The sequence below is a fragment of the Cereibacter changlensis JA139 genome, assembly GCF_003034985.1.
GTDB lineage: Bacteria > Pseudomonadota > Alphaproteobacteria > Rhodobacterales > Rhodobacteraceae > Cereibacter > Cereibacter changlensis.
Map to the genome: position 1 here is coordinate 1 of NZ_PZKG01000010.1, position 13,410 is coordinate 13,410.

The following is a 13,410-nucleotide window of genomic DNA, read 5'->3' on the forward strand; positions in this document are numbered from 1 at the left end:
CCCGGCTCGACGAAGCCGGCGAGGCAGGAATACATGCCCTCGGGCCAGCCCGGCGAGCGGCCGATCAGCGCCCGGTTGCCATGGGTGACCAGCATGATCACCACCGGATCGGTGCGCGGGAAGTGATGCGCGGCGCAGACCGTGCAGACCCGCTGCCACCCCGCCATCGCCGGGGCCGAGACCGCGCCGCAGGCCGAGCAGTAGCCGTGGCTGCGGTGCCATTGCACCAACGCCTTGCCGGTCGCCGCCAGCTCCGCCTCGCGCGGGGTCAGAAGCAGCATCGCCCCGCGCAGCTCGCCGAAGGCAAGGCTCTCCGGCAGCGCCGGATGGGTCTGGAACGAGGGATCGAAGAAACCGGCCTGCACCGCCTCGGCCCCTGCCTCGGGCGACCAGTCCGAGATGTCGACGGCGAAGCAGCCGCGCCCCTCGTTCCGCCCGAGGAAGATCGGTGCCCCGCCGCCCGCCAGCACCGGGCTGTCGGCCGCGACCCAGCCCAGCGCCGCGCCGTCCCGCATCAGGGGCTTGCCGCGCCAGATCGGCAGCACCAGCCCCTCGGCCAGCAGCGCCGCCATCCGCTCCGGGTCGCCGCGCAGCTCTGCCGCCCGGTCCAGCCCAGAGCCCCCGAAAGTCACCGTCTCCGCGATCCGCATCCGTCCGTCCCCTGCCCCACCGGCCCGCCCCTCATGCCATGCCGGCCCGGTGGTGGCAAATGCGGCAGTCTTGCCGCCTGCACCCTTCCCGAGCGGGGGTCGATCCGCTAGATCAACAGCAGACAGAAGGAAGATACATGTTCGATGCAGTGATTTTCGATCTCGACGGCACCCTGATCGACACGGAAAGCCTCGCGCTGGCCTCCGGGATCGAGGCCTTCGCAAGCATGGGCCAGCCGGTCGACGAGGCCTTCATGCACGGGCTGGTCGGCAAGGACCTGCCCACCGGTGCCCGGATCATCGCCGCGGCCTTCCCCGAGCTGGATCTGGCCGAACTGGACCGGCGCTGGACGCATGGCATGAAGGTGCTGATGGATGACGGCCTGCCGCTGAAGCCGGGGGTAGAGGAGCTGCTGGCCCGCCTCACCCTGCCGCGCGCCATCGCCACCTCCAGCGGCCGCGACGCTGCCCATGCCAAGATCGGCCGCACCGGCCTCGCCGCGCATTTCGAGCATATCGTCACCTATGACGACGTGACCGCGCACAAGCCCTTCCCCGATCCCTACATCTTGGCCGCCCGCCTGCTCGGCGTGGATCCGGCGCGCTGCGTGGTGTTTGAGGACAGCGATGTCGGGGCCGAGGCCGCCCATGCCGCCGGGATGCATGTCATCCAAGTGCCGGACGTGATGGCGACCGAGGGGCGCTTCGCCCATCTGGTGGCCGAGGACCTGCTGTCGGGCGCGATTGCCGCAGGCGTGATCAGCGCATAGTCCGACTTGCGAATCCTGCCGCCCCCGCCTATATCGGCGGGGAGAGGTTGGCGCGGGCGAGCGCCTCGCCAACCCGGTCAGGTCCGGAAGGAAGCAGCCGTAACGAGCCCCGCTTGGGTCGTTGTCAGCCTCTCACCTCCTCCCCTTACGCCCGTCGCAGCGCCGATCCGTCGGCCCCTCGCGATTGGGCCGGAGCGCGGGTGGACGCCGCCGCGCCCCCGGCCTAATCTTCCCGCTCGAATCCCGAACCGCCAGAGGCCCAATGTCCGACGCACCCGAGCAAGGCTATCAGGTTCTCGCCCGCAAATACCGGCCGCAGACCTTCGCCGACCTGATCGGTCAGGACGCGATGGTGCGGACGCTGAAGAACGCCTTCGCCGCCGACCGCATCGCCCATGCCTTCGTGATGACCGGGGTGCGCGGGGTGGGCAAGACCACCACCGCCCGGATCATCGCCAAGGGGCTGAACTGCGTCGGGCTCGACGGCAAGGGCGGCCCCACGACCGAGCCCTGCGGCAGCTGCGACGCCTGCCGCGCGATCTCCGAAGGCCGCCATGTCGACGTGATGGAGATGGACGCCGCCAGCCGCACCGGCGTGGGCGACATCCGCGAGATCATCGACTCGGTGCATTACCGGGCGGCCTCGGCGCGCTACAAGATCTACATCATCGACGAAGTCCACATGCTCTCCACCAGCGCCTTCAACGCGCTGCTGAAGACGCTGGAAGAGCCGCCCGCCCATGTGAAGTTCATCTTCGCCACCACCGAGATCCGCAAGGTGCCGGTCACGGTGCTGTCGCGCTGCCAGCGCTTCGATCTGAAGCGGATCGAGCCCGAGGTGATGATGGCGCATCTCTCCAAGGTGGCCGGGATGGAGAAGGCGAGCCTCGCGCCCGACGCGCTGGCGCTGATCACCCGCGCGGCGGAAGGCTCGGTGCGCGACGCGATGAGCCTGATGGATCAGGCCATCGCCCATGGCGCGGGCGAGACCTCGGCGGCGCAGGTGCGCGCCATGCTGGGGCTGGCCGACCGCGGCCGGGTGCTCGACCTCTTCGACATGATCATGAAGGGCGCGGCGGCCGAGGCGCTGACCGAGCTTTCGGGCCAATATGCCGACGGCGCCGACCCGATGGCGGTGCTGCGCGATCTGGCCGAGATCACCCACTGGATCTCGGTCATCAAGATCACCCCCGAGGCCGCCGAAGACCCGACCACCCCGCCCGACGAACGCTCGCGCGGGCTCGACATGGCCGGGCGGCTGCCGATGCGGGTGCTGACGCGGATGTGGCAGATGCTGCTCAAGGCGCTGGAAGAGGTGGCGTTGGCCCCCAACGCCATGATGGCCGCCGAGATGGCGGTGATCCGCCTGACCCATGTCGCCGACCTGCCCGACCCGGAGACGCTGATCCGCAAGCTGCAGTCGACCCCCGCCCCCGCTGCGATCGCGCCGGGCGGCCCCTCCGGCGGCGGCGCGCCCGCGCCCGCCACGCGGATGCAGGGCCCGACGCGCGCCACCCATGCTTCGGGCGGGGCCGCCCCTGCCGTGGCCGTGGCGCAGGGTGCGCCGATCACCTGCCAGAGCTTCGATCAGGTCGCCGAGCTGATCCGGGGCAAGCGCGACATGAAGCTGCTCTACGAGATCGAGACCTGCCTGCGCCTCGTCCGCTTCGCGCCGGGCCGGATCGAGTTCGAGCCGACCGCCGACGCCGCCCCCGACCTTGCCGCACGGCTGTCGCAGCGGCTGCAGGGCTGGACCGGGATGCGCTGGGGCGTGTCGGTGGTGAGCAGCGGCGGCGCGCCGACGCTGGCCGAGGAGCGCGACAAAGGGCGGCTTGCGGAAGAGGCGAAGGCGCTGGAAAACCCGCTGGTCAAGTCGGTGCTGGCCGCCTTTCCGGGTGCGCGGATCTCCGAGATCCGCAAGCCGCAGGAACTGGCGGCGGTCGAGGCGCTGGCGGAAGTCGAGGATGAATGGGATCCCTTCGAGGATGGCTGAAAGGATGACGGTATGCTGAAAGGTTTGGGCGGGCTTGGCGACATGGCCAAGATGATGAAGGCCGCGCAGGGGCTGCAGGAGAAGATGGCGCAGCTGCAGGAGGATCTGGAGAAGATCACCGTGACCGGCGAATCCGGCGCGGGGCTGGTGAAGGCCACGGCGACCGCCAAGGGCGAGCTGACGGGGCTGGAGATCGACCCGTCGATCTTCGTCGCCTCCGAGAAGGAAGTCGTGGAGGACCTGATCCTTGCGGCGATCAAGGATGCGCAGCAGAAGGCCTCGGCGCGGGGGCAGGCCGAGATGGCCAAGCTGACCGACGGGATGGGCCTGCCGGCGGGCATGAAACTGCCGTTCTGACATGGCCGAAGCGCCGGGCGACATCGAGCAACTCATCGATCTGATGGCGCGTCTGCCGGGGCTCGGACCCCGCTCGGCGCGGCGCGCGGTGCTTCTGATGCTGAAGAAACGGGGGGCCGTGATGGCCCCTCTGGCCACCGTCATGGCGCAGGTCGCGGTCTCGGCGCGCGATTGCGCCAGATGCGGGAACATCACCAATTCCGAGCTCTGCGAGATCTGTCGCGACGAGCGGCGGGCGACGGGCGAGCTCTGCGTGGTGGAGGATGTGGCCGACCTCTGGGCGCTGGAGCGCGGCGGCGCCTTCAAGGGCCGCTACCATGTGCTCGGCGGCACGCTTTCCGCGCTGGACGCGGTGGGCCCGGACGAGCTGCGCATCCCCCGGCTGGTGGAGCGCGTGGCGGAGGAGGGCATCACCGAGGTGATCCTGGCGCTGAACGCCACGGTGGACGGCCAGACCACCGCGCATTACATCGCCGATGTGCTGACCGCCTCGGGCGTGTCGCTGACCTCGCTGGCGCAGGGCGTGCCGATCGGGGGAGAGCTGGATTACCTCGACGACGGAACGATCGGCGCGGCGCTCAGGGCGCGGAAGCGGTTCTGAGCGGCGGGGATCGATGCAGATTCTTGCGGTTTTGTCGGGAATGCACGGGCGGTGCACGGATCATGCACGGGCGGTGCAGATCGGTGGCGGGGGTGGGGTGGCCGCCGTCGCGCGATGGGTGAGGTGGCCCCCCCCTACGGGCTTGGGCGATGCGCATCCGAGGGGCGGAAGGTGCGCAATGAATGCGCACCCTACGGGTGGCGAGGTGGGACGGGCAAAGAAAAAGCCCCGGGGGTCCGGGGCTCTGTCGTCGGCGTGGCGATGACCCTCGCGCTCAGCGCTGGTCTTCGTCCTCGTCTTCCTCGTCATCGCCATGCGGCAGGTTGAAGAAGCTGTCGGCGTCGGAGAAGTCGGCCGGTTTCGCCTCTTCCTCGCTGCGGCGGAACTGCTCCAGATCCGCGAGGCCGGAGGGGATGCGGGCCTCTTCCGACATGCCGAGCGACTGCTCGGTCGAGACCAGCTTGCGCCGCTCGTCATCGGTCATCACCGAGCCCTCGGCGGCCTTCTTGCGGGCCGCGGCCTGCACGGCGGAGTCGAGCTCGGACTGCTTGCAGAGGCCGAGCGCCACCGGGTCGATCGGGGTGATGGAGCCGATGTTCCAATGGGTGCGCTCGCGGATCGACTGGATCGTCGGCTTGGTGGTGCCGACCAGCTTGCCGATGGCGCCGTCGCTCAGCTCGGGGTGGAACTTCACCAGCCAGAGGATCGCGGCCGGACGGTCCTGCCGCTTGGAGAGCGGGGTGTAGCGCGGACCGCGGCGCTTCTCCTCGCCCACGGCGGCGGCGTTGAACTTCAGCTTGAGCCGGTAGAACGGGTCCTTCTGGCCCTTCTCGATCTCGCCCGGATCGAGCTGGTTGTTGGCGACCGGGTCGAAGCCCTTCACGCCCGTGGCCACGTCGCCATCGGCGATGCCCTGCACCTCCAGCTCGTGCATGCCGCAGAATTCGGCGACCTGTTTGAAGGTGAGCGTCGTGTTGTCGACCAGCCAGACGGCGGTCGCCTTGGACATCAGTGGCTTGTTCATCGGACGATCCTTTGCAAATCTCTCCCGTGCCGGGAAAACGGCTGCGGCGGTCGCCGCGTCTTCTCGTTTTCAGGGAAGTCAGCGGGCTGTATAATCTCGAATCCGGTCAAGGAAAAGCGAAAATGCGTTGGGTGATTGCGTGGCTGGGGCTCTGCGGGGCGGCGCTCGCCGAGGGCGAGCAGGCCGGGGACTTCGATTACTACGTGCTGTCGCTGAGCTGGCAGCCAACCTGGTGCGCGCTGGAAGGCGCGGGGTCGGAGGACTGCGCGCAGGGCCGTGGCTTCGTGCTGCACGGGCTCTGGCCGCAATACGAGCGGGGCTGGCCCTCCTACTGTGCGACGATGGAGCGCGATCCGCCGCGGCGCCAGACCGAAGCCATGGCCGACGTGATGCCGCCGGGGCTGGCGTGGCATCAGTGGAAGAAGCACGGGCGCTGCTCGGGCCTGCCCGCCGCCGATTATTTCGCGCTGATGCGGGAGGCGGCGGAGCGGGTGGCGCTGCCGGAGGTCTTCGACGGGCTGCGGCAGGATCTGGCGCTGCCCGCCCGCGTGGTGGAGGACGCCTTCCGCGAGGCCAACCCGGGGCTGCGGCGCGACGCGATCCCCGTGACCTGCGAGGCCGGGCGGATCCAGGAGGCGCGGATCTGCCTGACGCGCGACCTCGACTTCCGCGACTGCGGCGCGGACGTGGTGCGCGACTGCCGGCTGCCGGATGCGCTGATGGACGGGGTGCGGTAGGGCCGATGCTGCGCTCCCCGCCGGCGTCGAAGCCTCCGGCGGGGATATTTGAGGACAGAAAATGCCGGATCAGAGCTTGAGGACGATCTTGCCGATATGGTCCGAGCTCTCCATCCGGGCGTGCGCTTTTGCCGCGTCTTCCAGCGGATACTCGCTGTCGATCAGCGGGCGCAGCGCGCCGCGGGCGATCATCGGCCAGACGTGGGTCTCGAGTTCGGCGGCGTAGCGGGCCTTGGCGAGATCGCTCTGCGGGCGCAGGGTGGAGCCGGTGATGGTGAGGCGGCGCATCATCACCTCTGCGAAGTTCAGCTCCACCTTCGGCCCGGTGAGGAAAGCGATCTGCACGAGGCGGCCCTCCATCGCCAGCGCCTTCACGTTGCGCGGCAGGTAGCTGCCGCCGACCATGTCGAGGATCAGGTCGGCCCCGCCCTCGGCCTTGAGGATCTCGACGAAATCCTCCTCGCGGTAGTTGATGGCGCGGTCGGCGCCGAGGCCGAGGCAGGCCTCGCATTTCCCGGCCGAGCCGGCGGTGGTGAAGACGCGGGCGCCGAGCGCCTTGGCGATCTGGATCGCGGTGGTGCCGATGCCGGAGGAGCCGCCATGGACGAGGAAGCGCTCGCCCGCCTTCAGCCCGCCGCGCATCGCCATGTTGGACCAGACGGTGAAGCAGGTCTCGGGCAGGCAGGCGGCCTCGCGCAGGCCGAGGCCTTCGGGGATCGGCAGGGCGTGGGCGGCGTTGGTGACGGCATATTCGGCATAGCCGCCACCGGGCAGCAGCGCGCAGACCGCGTCGCCCACCGACCAGCGGCTGACGCCGGGGCCGATGGCGGCGACATGCCCGGAGCCTTCCAGACCGGGCAGCGGCGAGGCGCCGGGCGGCGGGGCATAGGCCCCTGCCCGCTGCAGCGCATCGGGGCGGTTGACCCCGGCATAGGCCAGCTTGATCAGGATCTGGCCGTGCAGTGGAACCGGCAGCGGCTGGGTGGCGGGACGCAGCGCCTCCGGCCCGCCGGGCTCGGGGATGTGCACGGCGCGCATGTCTATGGGCAGGGTCATTCGGGGTCCTTCGTTAAGGGCAATCAGCGACGGCTCTGGCCGGGCAGGTCGGCGGGCAGGTTCGGCGCGCGGATCCTGTCGATCAGCTTCATCGGGCCGGCGGTCAGCGCCTTGACCAGCGGGTTCTTGGCGGCGTCGGCCTTCAGCTTCTCGAAGCGCATCACATTCTCGATGCGGCGGTCGAGGAACTCCCATGTCGCGAAATGGCCGGGGCTGTCGTCGCCGAGCCAGTAGAGCACGGTGGAGGCATAGACCGCGGAGAGCGTGGCGCGCTTGGTGTACCAGTTCACGTCGCGCGAGCTGTCGCCGAGCGCGGTCCAGATCTTGTCGGCAGTCCCCCAGATCGCGGCGGCGCCGTCGGCGGCGTGCTGGGGCAGCGAGAACAGCGTCGAGCCGCGCCGCACCAGCTCCTTGTCCTCCACCGCCTCGAGCCGGAAGCGGATCAGCGCCGCCACCCGTTCGGAATAGCGCATCATGCCGAGATTGGCCCGCGCCGCCTTCGCCTGCATGGCCGCGTCGCCGCGGGCGTGATAGGCCAGCGCCAGATCGACGCCGCCGCGCGGGAAGAGCGCCTTGGCCAGACCGGGGGCCACCCCCGAATCGCGCACCGCGGCGCGCAGGGTGGCCTCTGACCAGCCGTCGAAGGGCACATGCAGCAGCGCTGCGTCGAGAAGGGCGTTTTTTGCCGTTTCCAGTCCGTCTTCCGCTTCCATCGCCGTCTCCTTTGCTGTGGACGAGGTGGACAAGCCACCCCTCTGTCTGATATAGGCGCCCAGCCTGCACATTCGTGCAACTCTAACTTAGGAAGGTGGTGACAACCACATGCAGGTCAGCGTCCGCGATAACAACGTCGAACAGGCCCTTCGGGCCCTGAAGAAAAAGCTCCAGCGCGAAGGCGTGTTCCGCGAAATGAAGCTCAAGCAGCATTTCGAGAAACCCTCCGTCAAGCGCGCCCGTGAGCAAGCCGAAGCCGTCCGCCGTGCGCGCAAGCTCGCGCGCAAGAAGGCGCAACGCGAAGGCGGTCTCTGAGACGTCACGCGACACTGTGACGGAAAGGCCCCGGCCCGACCGTCATCCGAAGGGCCCCCGCGCGCGAGTGTCGGGGGTTTTTCATTGGGAAGCGGCGGGACAGGAGTCCTTGCCGGTCCTTCAGGGATGAGCGAAGCTCTGTCGTCCTTGCCATCACGGAGCGAAGGATCATGGAAACCAACCGACTGCACCGAGGTCGCTTGATTGACCACATTCAGCTTGTGGTGCGGGATCTCGAGGTCAGCGAAACCTTCTACAAGGCCGTCCTGTCCGTATTGGACATACCGGTTGTCGGCACGGAGAATGGCTACTTCATGGCCGATGAGCTTGTCGTCTCTTCCGCCGACAGCGTGACAGCTTCGGGCGTGCTGACCGGGCGGCATCATCTGGCCTTTCAGGCGAAGGATCGCGAGACGGTCGATGCCTTCTACAGCGCCGCGCTGGCGCAGGGAGGCCGCGACAATGGCCCGCCCGGCCTGCGGCCCTACCATCCCGGATATTACGCGGCCTTCGTGCTCGACCCCGACGGCAACAATATCGAGGTGGTCCACCAAGGGGTGGCGAAGCGCAGCGCGCCGTCGGTCACCATCGACTTCTAGCGCTGAAGCGCGGCAGCCCGCTCCGCCCGCCTAACGACCGCCGCTGTGCACGGATCGGGCCGCGCCCTCCACCACCCCGCCCGTGCGGCATCCCGCCCCGGCCACAATCCGCCCCCCGGGTTGAAACCGATTGTCATGTGGGGTGTTATCTGCATAACCGACCCACGCCCTGCGACCCGCAGGCAATGAGGATCCTGATGGCCGTAGACATGCTCTCCACCTTCGTGAAACCGATGCACCGCGAGGGCTACAAGTTCGTGGCCATCTTCGCCGCGGTGACGCTGGTGCTGTTCCTGATCTGGGAGCCGCTCGGCTGGATCGGGGTCGGGCTGACGGTCTGGTGCTACTACTTCTTCCGCGATCCCGACCGCGTGACGCCGCTGCGCGAGGGGCTGGTGGTCAGCCCCGCCGACGGCGTGGTCTCGCTGATCGAGCCCGCGGTGCCGCCGGAAGAGCTGGGGCTGGGGCCGCAGCCGATGATGCGGGTCTCGGTCTTCATGAACGTGTTCAACTGCCACGTGAACCGCGCCCCGGTGCCGGGGATCATCTCGCGCATCGCCTACCGGCCGGGCAAGTTCCTCAACGCCTCGCTCGACAAGGCGAGCGTGGACAACGAGCGCAACGCGCTCCTGATCCGCATGGCGGACGGGCGCGACGTGGCGGTGGTGCAGATCGCCGGGCTGGTGGCGCGTCGCATCCTCTGCGAGACCACCGAGGGCAGCACGATGCAGACCGGGCAGCGCTTCGGCATGATCCGCTTCGGCTCGCGCGTCGATGTCTACCTGCCCGAGGGGGTCAACCCGCTGGTCTGCCTCGGTCAGGGCACCATCGCCGGCGAGACCGTGCTGGCCGACATGGCCTCGGCCGAGCCGCGCCGGCTCGGCATGGTGCGCTGAGCCATGCCCCGCGACCGCGAAAGAAGCATGCCGATCCTGCTCTTGCTGCCCAATCTGGTGACGATCACCGGGCTCTGCGCCGGGCTGACCGCGATCCGCTTCATCATGGTCGACCGGCTGGACTATGCCGCCATGCTGATCATCTTCGCCGCCGCCATCGACGGGCTGGACGGGCTGATCGCGCGGCGGCTGAACGCGCAGAGCACCTTCGGGGCCGAGCTCGACTCGCTCGCCGATTTCCTGAACTTCGGCGTGGTGCCCTCGCTGATGGTCTACCACTTCGCGCTGGCGGGCACCTACACCACCAACTGGGTCTTCGTGCTGGTCTACACGATCTGCGCCTGCCTCAGGCTGGCGCGGTTCAACACCAACCGCGACACCCCGCCCCCGCCGGGCACCAAGCCGCATTTCGTCGGCGTGCCGGCGCCGGGCGGCGCCATGCTGGCGCTGCTGCCGATGTTCGTAGGCTTTCTGGGTCTGGCGGATTTCTCCGACTGGTCGCTGGCCTATGGCATCTATCTGGCGCTGGTCGGGCTGTTGATGACCAGCCGGATCCCCACCATATCGGCCAAGGCGATGCGGATCCCGCGCGACAAGACCGTCTTCGTGCTGATCGGCATGGCCATCGCCATCGGCCTGCTGGTCACGCGGTTCTGGCTGCTGATGGTGCTGGCGGGCGCAGGATATGCGGTGGTCACGCTGTGGGCCATCGCGGCGTATCTCAGGGGAAAACGTCCCTGACTTCTAGAAGGAAGACCGGATGGAACTGGACGCTGTCAGCCGCAGCTACAAACGCTGGGCGCCTATCTACGACTTCAGCTTCGGCAAGGTCAGCGAGAGCCCGCGCCGCCGCACCGCCGCCCATGTGAACGCAAGGGGCGGCCGGGTGCTGGAGGTCGGGGTCGGCACCGGCCTGTCGCTGCCGCTCTACGACCCGGATCTCGACGTGACCGGCATCGACTTCTCGCATGACATGCTGGCCAAGGCGCAGGAGAAGGTCGACGCGCTGGGGCTGACCGCGGTGAAGCAGCTGCGCCAGATGGACGCCCGGTCGCTGGACTTCCCGGACGAGAGCTTCGACACCGTGGTAGCGATGTTCCTCGTCTCGGTGGTGCCCGAGCCGGAGAAGGTGGTCTCGGAGATGGCGCGTGTCTGCAGGATCGGCGGCGAGGTGGTGATCGTGAACCATTTCGCCACCGAGAAGGGCCCGCTGGCGGCGGTTGAGAAGGCCTTCGCCCGCTTCGAGAACACGCTGGGCTGGCATTCCGACTTCTCGGTCGACCGCGTCACCGGCGATCCGCGGCTGGAGGTGGTGAAGCGCCGGCCGATGTCCCCCGCCGGGCTGTTCACCTTCCTGCAGTTCGAGCGCCGGCACTGACCGCCGCCCACCGCGCGGGGCCGCGCCGGAGGGCGCGCCCCGTGCGGCTCACACCGGGATCGCCGTGGTCTTGAACACGGTGCGCAGCGCGAAGCTGGAATGCATCTGCGCCACCCCCGGCAGCCGGGTCAGGTACTGGCGGTGGATGCGCGCGAAATCCTCGGTGTCCTGCGCCATGACCTTCAACAGGTAATCCGCCGTCCCCGCCATCAGGTGGCACTCGAGGATGTCCGGCACCCGGGCCACCTCGCGCTCGAAAGCTTCCAGGAGCTCGTCCGCCTGCCCCTGCAAGGTGATCTCGACGAAGACCGTGGTCGGCCGCCCGAGGCTGCGCGGGTTCAGGAGCGCGACATAGCCGGCGATGATCCCCTCCTCCTCCAGCCGCTGCACCCTTCGGTGACAGGCCGAGGGCGACAGATGCACCTGTTCGGACAGCTCGGCATTGGTGATGCGGCCCTGCCGTTGCAGAACGGTCAGGATGCGGCGGTCTGTGGCGTCAAGATCCATCCGGGCGCAAGCTTCTTTCGTGGATGAGAGGGTCCGCCGAAGAACCTACGCCAAGGCCCCCGCGGGGTCACGCAAGAAATCAAAGCATCGACGGCGGAGGCGGCGCAGGATGGGTCCAGATAACGCAGGGAGGCGTCAGATGAAGATCGGTTGTCCGAAGGAGATCAAGCCACAAGAATTCCGCGTGGGCCTCACGCCCCATGCGGCGCGTGAGGCGGTGGCCCATGGCCACGAGGTGCTGGTGGAGACCGGCGCCGGCACAGGCTCCGGCTTCGCCGACGCGGATTACGAGGCGGCAGGCGCGCGGATCGTCGGCACGGCAGAGGAGGTCTTTGCCGAGGCCGGGATGATCGTGAAGGTGAAGGAGCCGCAGGCGGTGGAACGCAAGCGGCTGCGCGAGGGGCAGCTTCTGTTCACCTATCTGCACCTCGCGCCCGACCCGGAGCAGACCCGCGACCTGCTGGCCTCGGGCGTCACCGCCATCGCCTATGAGACGGTGACCGACGACCGCGGCGGGCTACCGCTCCTGGCGCCGATGTCGGAGGTCGCCGGGCGGCTGGCGCCGCAGGTCGGAGCCTGGACGCTGCAGAAGGCCAATGGCGGGCGCGGCGTTCTGTTGGGCGGCGTGCCGGGGGTCGGCCCGGCGAAGGTGGTGGTGATCGGCGGCGGGGTGGTGGGAACCCATGCGGGCCGGATCGCGGCGGGGATGGGGGCGGATGTCACCGTGCTCGACCGCTCGCTGCCGCGGCTGCGCCATCTCGACGATGTCTTCGGGCGCGCGTTCAAGTCGGTTTACGCCTCGGCGGGCAACACGGCCGAGCTGGTGGCCGAGGCCGATCTGGTGATCGGCGCGGTGCTGATCCCCGGGGCGGCGGCGCCGAAGCTGGTGAGCCGGGCGCAGCTTTCAACGATGAAGCCCGGTGCGGCCATCGTCGATGTGGCGATCGATCAGGGCGGTTGCTTCGAGACCTCGCATGCCACCACCCATCAGGACCCGATCTACGAGGTGGACGGCATCCTGCATTACTGCGTGGCCAACATGCCCGGCGCGGTGGCGCGGACCTCGACCATCGCGCTCGGCAATGCGACGATGCCCTTCCTGCTGGCGCTGGCCGACAAGGGCTGGCGCCGCGCCTGCGAGGAGGACCCGCATCTGCTGGCCGGGCTCAACACCCATGCCGGGCATCTGACCTATGCGGCAGTGGGCATCGCGCTGGGGATCGACGTGCTCTCGCCCCGGCTGGCGCTGAAGCAGTGAGCGCAGGGCCCGCCCCTTCGGGACGGGCCTTCGGCTCAGGCGGCGCGGTTGCGCAGGAGGTCGCGGATCTCGGCCAGCAGCTGCTCCTGCGTCGGGCCGGCGGGTTCCGCTGCGGCCTCGGCGGCGGTCTTGCGGACTGCCGAATCCTTCACCCGGTTCACCAGCTTCACGAGGAGGAACACCACCCAGGCGATGATCAGGAAGTTGATCACCGCGGTGATGAAGGCGCCATAGGCGAAGACCGGCGCCCCGGCCTCGCGCGCGGCGGCGAGACTGGCGAACTCGCCGTCGCCGAGGTTCACGAAGAGGTTGGAGAAGTCGATCCCGCCGGTGATGATGCCGATGATCGGGTTGATCAGATCGGCCACCAGGCTGGAGACGATGGCGGTGAACGCCGCGCCGATGATGATGCCCACGGCCATGTCCATGACATTGCCCTTGGCGATGAAGGATTTGAATTCGTTCAGCATCTCAATGTCTTCCTCGACTACACGCCTGCCTGTCGCCTGCGGTTCCCCTGCAGGGGCGCACAGCTCTCCCTGCAGTATGTCACAG

At 68.8% G+C, this 13,410-nt stretch carries 17 protein-coding genes and 1 other RNA gene; 12 read left to right on the forward strand and 6 right to left on the reverse strand.

Annotated features, from left to right (window positions below):
• Nucleotides 1–650: NAD(+) diphosphatase (locus C5F48_RS03675; RefSeq protein ID WP_107662556.1), on the reverse strand; the 650-nt coding region annotated here is incomplete at its 3' end.
• Between the two features lie 137 nt (nucleotides 651–787).
• Between C5F48_RS03675 and C5F48_RS03680 the strand changes: the two genes are divergently transcribed.
• From C5F48_RS03680 to recR, 5 genes are all read left to right on the forward strand, one after another.
• Nucleotides 788–1,420 (forward strand): HAD family hydrolase, encoded by a 633-nt coding sequence (locus tag C5F48_RS03680; RefSeq protein ID WP_170139688.1) that lies wholly within the window; start codon nucleotides 788–790, stop codon nucleotides 1,418–1,420.
• Between the two features lie 40 nt (nucleotides 1,421–1,460).
• Nucleotides 1,461–1,558: signal recognition particle sRNA small type (gene ffs / locus C5F48_RS03685), an RNA gene on the forward strand.
• Nucleotides 1,559–1,682: 124 nt separating this feature from the next.
• The gene (locus C5F48_RS03690; protein WP_107662558.1) at nucleotides 1,683–3,413 is read left to right on the forward strand and encodes a DNA polymerase III subunit gamma/tau; all 1,731 of its coding nucleotides are present in this window, start codon (nucleotides 1,683–1,685) and stop codon (nucleotides 3,411–3,413) included.
• A gap of 12 nt (nucleotides 3,414–3,425) precedes the next feature.
• Nucleotides 3,426–3,770: a YbaB/EbfC family nucleoid-associated protein gene (locus tag C5F48_RS03695; RefSeq protein ID WP_107662559.1), complete on the forward strand. Its 345-nt coding sequence runs from the start codon at nucleotides 3,426–3,428 to the stop codon at nucleotides 3,768–3,770.
• Between the two features lies 1 nt (nucleotide 3,771).
• On the forward strand, nucleotides 3,772–4,371 hold the full coding sequence (gene recR / locus C5F48_RS03700) for a recombination mediator RecR (RefSeq protein ID WP_107662560.1): 600 nt from the start codon (nucleotides 3,772–3,774) through the stop codon (nucleotides 4,369–4,371).
• 274 nt (nucleotides 4,372–4,645) lie between these two features.
• Here recR and C5F48_RS03705 read toward each other — a convergent pair whose 3' ends face one another.
• Nucleotides 4,646–5,395 carry a DUF1013 domain-containing protein gene (locus C5F48_RS03705; protein WP_107662561.1) on the reverse strand — a complete coding sequence of 250 codons (750 nt, stop codon included), beginning with the start codon at nucleotides 5,393–5,395 and terminating at the stop codon, nucleotides 4,646–4,648.
• Between the two features lie 122 nt (nucleotides 5,396–5,517).
• Between C5F48_RS03705 and C5F48_RS03710 the strand changes: the two genes are divergently transcribed.
• Nucleotides 5,518–6,132 carry a ribonuclease T2 family protein gene (locus C5F48_RS03710; protein ID WP_107662562.1) on the forward strand — a complete coding sequence of 205 codons (615 nt, stop codon included), beginning with the start codon at nucleotides 5,518–5,520 and terminating at the stop codon, nucleotides 6,130–6,132.
• Between the two features lie 69 nt (nucleotides 6,133–6,201).
• On the opposite strand, the gene C5F48_RS03715 is transcribed toward C5F48_RS03710, so the two are convergent.
• Entirely contained in the window at nucleotides 6,202–7,188 is a 987-nt protein-coding gene (locus C5F48_RS03715; protein WP_107662563.1) for an NAD(P)H-quinone oxidoreductase, read from the reverse strand.
• A gap of 23 nt (nucleotides 7,189–7,211) precedes the next feature.
• Complete coding sequence (locus tag C5F48_RS03720; RefSeq protein WP_107662564.1) at nucleotides 7,212–7,901, reverse strand: COQ9 family protein; 690 nt, start codon at nucleotides 7,899–7,901, stop codon at nucleotides 7,212–7,214.
• 109 nt (nucleotides 7,902–8,010) lie between these two features.
• On the opposite strand from C5F48_RS03720, the gene rpsU reads away from it, so the two are divergent.
• The 5 genes from rpsU to C5F48_RS03745 all read left to right on the forward strand — a co-directional run bounded on the left by rpsU (nucleotide 8,011) and on the right by C5F48_RS03745 (nucleotide 11,090).
• Complete coding sequence (gene rpsU, locus C5F48_RS03725) at nucleotides 8,011–8,217, forward strand: 30S ribosomal protein S21 (RefSeq protein ID WP_107325789.1); 207 nt, start codon at nucleotides 8,011–8,013, stop codon at nucleotides 8,215–8,217.
• Nucleotides 8,218–8,387: 170 nt separating this feature from the next.
• A complete protein-coding gene (locus C5F48_RS03730) occupies nucleotides 8,388–8,816 on the forward strand; it encodes a VOC family protein (RefSeq protein WP_107662565.1) in 429 nt (142 codons plus the stop codon).
• A gap of 197 nt (nucleotides 8,817–9,013) precedes the next feature.
• A complete protein-coding gene (locus C5F48_RS03735) occupies nucleotides 9,014–9,712 on the forward strand; it encodes a phosphatidylserine decarboxylase (RefSeq protein WP_107662566.1) in 699 nt (232 codons plus the stop codon).
• 27 nt (nucleotides 9,713–9,739) lie between these two features.
• Nucleotides 9,740–10,453, forward strand: coding sequence for a CDP-alcohol phosphatidyltransferase family protein (locus tag C5F48_RS03740; protein ID WP_245941461.1), 714 nt, complete (start codon nucleotides 9,740–9,742; stop codon nucleotides 10,451–10,453).
• Nucleotides 10,454–10,472: 19 nt separating this feature from the next.
• On the forward strand, nucleotides 10,473–11,090 hold the full coding sequence (locus tag C5F48_RS03745) for a class I SAM-dependent methyltransferase (protein WP_107662568.1): 618 nt from the start codon (nucleotides 10,473–10,475) through the stop codon (nucleotides 11,088–11,090).
• A 48-nt stretch (nucleotides 11,091–11,138) separates the two neighbouring features.
• On the opposite strand, the gene C5F48_RS03750 is transcribed toward C5F48_RS03745, so the two are convergent.
• Nucleotides 11,139–11,597, reverse strand: coding sequence for an Lrp/AsnC family transcriptional regulator (locus C5F48_RS03750; protein ID WP_107662569.1), 459 nt, complete (start codon nucleotides 11,595–11,597; stop codon nucleotides 11,139–11,141).
• Nucleotides 11,598–11,736: 139 nt separating this feature from the next.
• Here C5F48_RS03750 and ald point away from each other — a divergent pair, with 139 nt between their 5' ends.
• Complete coding sequence (ald, locus tag C5F48_RS03755) at nucleotides 11,737–12,855, forward strand: alanine dehydrogenase (protein WP_107662570.1); 1,119 nt, start codon at nucleotides 11,737–11,739, stop codon at nucleotides 12,853–12,855.
• Between the two features lie 35 nt (nucleotides 12,856–12,890).
• Here the strand turns inward: ald and mscL are convergent, their stop codons facing one another.
• On the reverse strand, nucleotides 12,891–13,331 hold the full coding sequence (gene mscL, locus C5F48_RS03760) for a large conductance mechanosensitive channel protein MscL (RefSeq protein ID WP_107662619.1): 441 nt from the start codon (nucleotides 13,329–13,331) through the stop codon (nucleotides 12,891–12,893).
• Between the last annotated feature and the right edge of the window lie 79 nt (nucleotides 13,332–13,410).

Coding starts and splice junctions, on each gene's coding strand:
- C5F48_RS03680 (WP_170139688.1), top strand. CDS start 788: ATGTTCGATGCAGTGATTTTCGATCTCGACGGCACCCTGATCGACACG.
- C5F48_RS03690 (WP_107662558.1), top strand. CDS start 1,683: ATGTCCGACGCACCCGAGCAAGGCTATCAGGTTCTCGCCCGCAAATAC.
- C5F48_RS03695 (WP_107662559.1), top strand. CDS start 3,426: ATGCTGAAAGGTTTGGGCGGGCTTGGCGACATGGCCAAGATGATGAAG.
- recR (WP_107662560.1), top strand. CDS start 3,772: ATGGCCGAAGCGCCGGGCGACATCGAGCAACTCATCGATCTGATGGCG.
- C5F48_RS03705 (WP_107662561.1), bottom strand. CDS start 5,395: ATGAACAAGCCACTGATGTCCAAGGCGACCGCCGTCTGGCTGGTCGAC.
- C5F48_RS03710 (WP_107662562.1), top strand. CDS start 5,518: ATGCGTTGGGTGATTGCGTGGCTGGGGCTCTGCGGGGCGGCGCTCGCC.
- C5F48_RS03715 (WP_107662563.1), bottom strand. CDS start 7,188: ATGACCCTGCCCATAGACATGCGCGCCGTGCACATCCCCGAGCCCGGC.
- C5F48_RS03720 (WP_107662564.1), bottom strand. CDS start 7,901: ATGGAAGCGGAAGACGGACTGGAAACGGCAAAAAACGCCCTTCTCGAC.
- rpsU (WP_107325789.1), top strand. CDS start 8,011: ATGCAGGTCAGCGTCCGCGATAACAACGTCGAACAGGCCCTTCGGGCC.
- C5F48_RS03730 (WP_107662565.1), top strand. CDS start 8,388: ATGGAAACCAACCGACTGCACCGAGGTCGCTTGATTGACCACATTCAG.
- C5F48_RS03735 (WP_107662566.1), top strand. CDS start 9,014: ATGGCCGTAGACATGCTCTCCACCTTCGTGAAACCGATGCACCGCGAG.
- C5F48_RS03740 (WP_245941461.1), top strand. CDS start 9,740: ATGCCGATCCTGCTCTTGCTGCCCAATCTGGTGACGATCACCGGGCTC.
- C5F48_RS03745 (WP_107662568.1), top strand. CDS start 10,473: ATGGAACTGGACGCTGTCAGCCGCAGCTACAAACGCTGGGCGCCTATC.
- C5F48_RS03750 (WP_107662569.1), bottom strand. CDS start 11,597: ATGGATCTTGACGCCACAGACCGCCGCATCCTGACCGTTCTGCAACGG.
- ald (WP_107662570.1), top strand. CDS start 11,737: ATGAAGATCGGTTGTCCGAAGGAGATCAAGCCACAAGAATTCCGCGTG.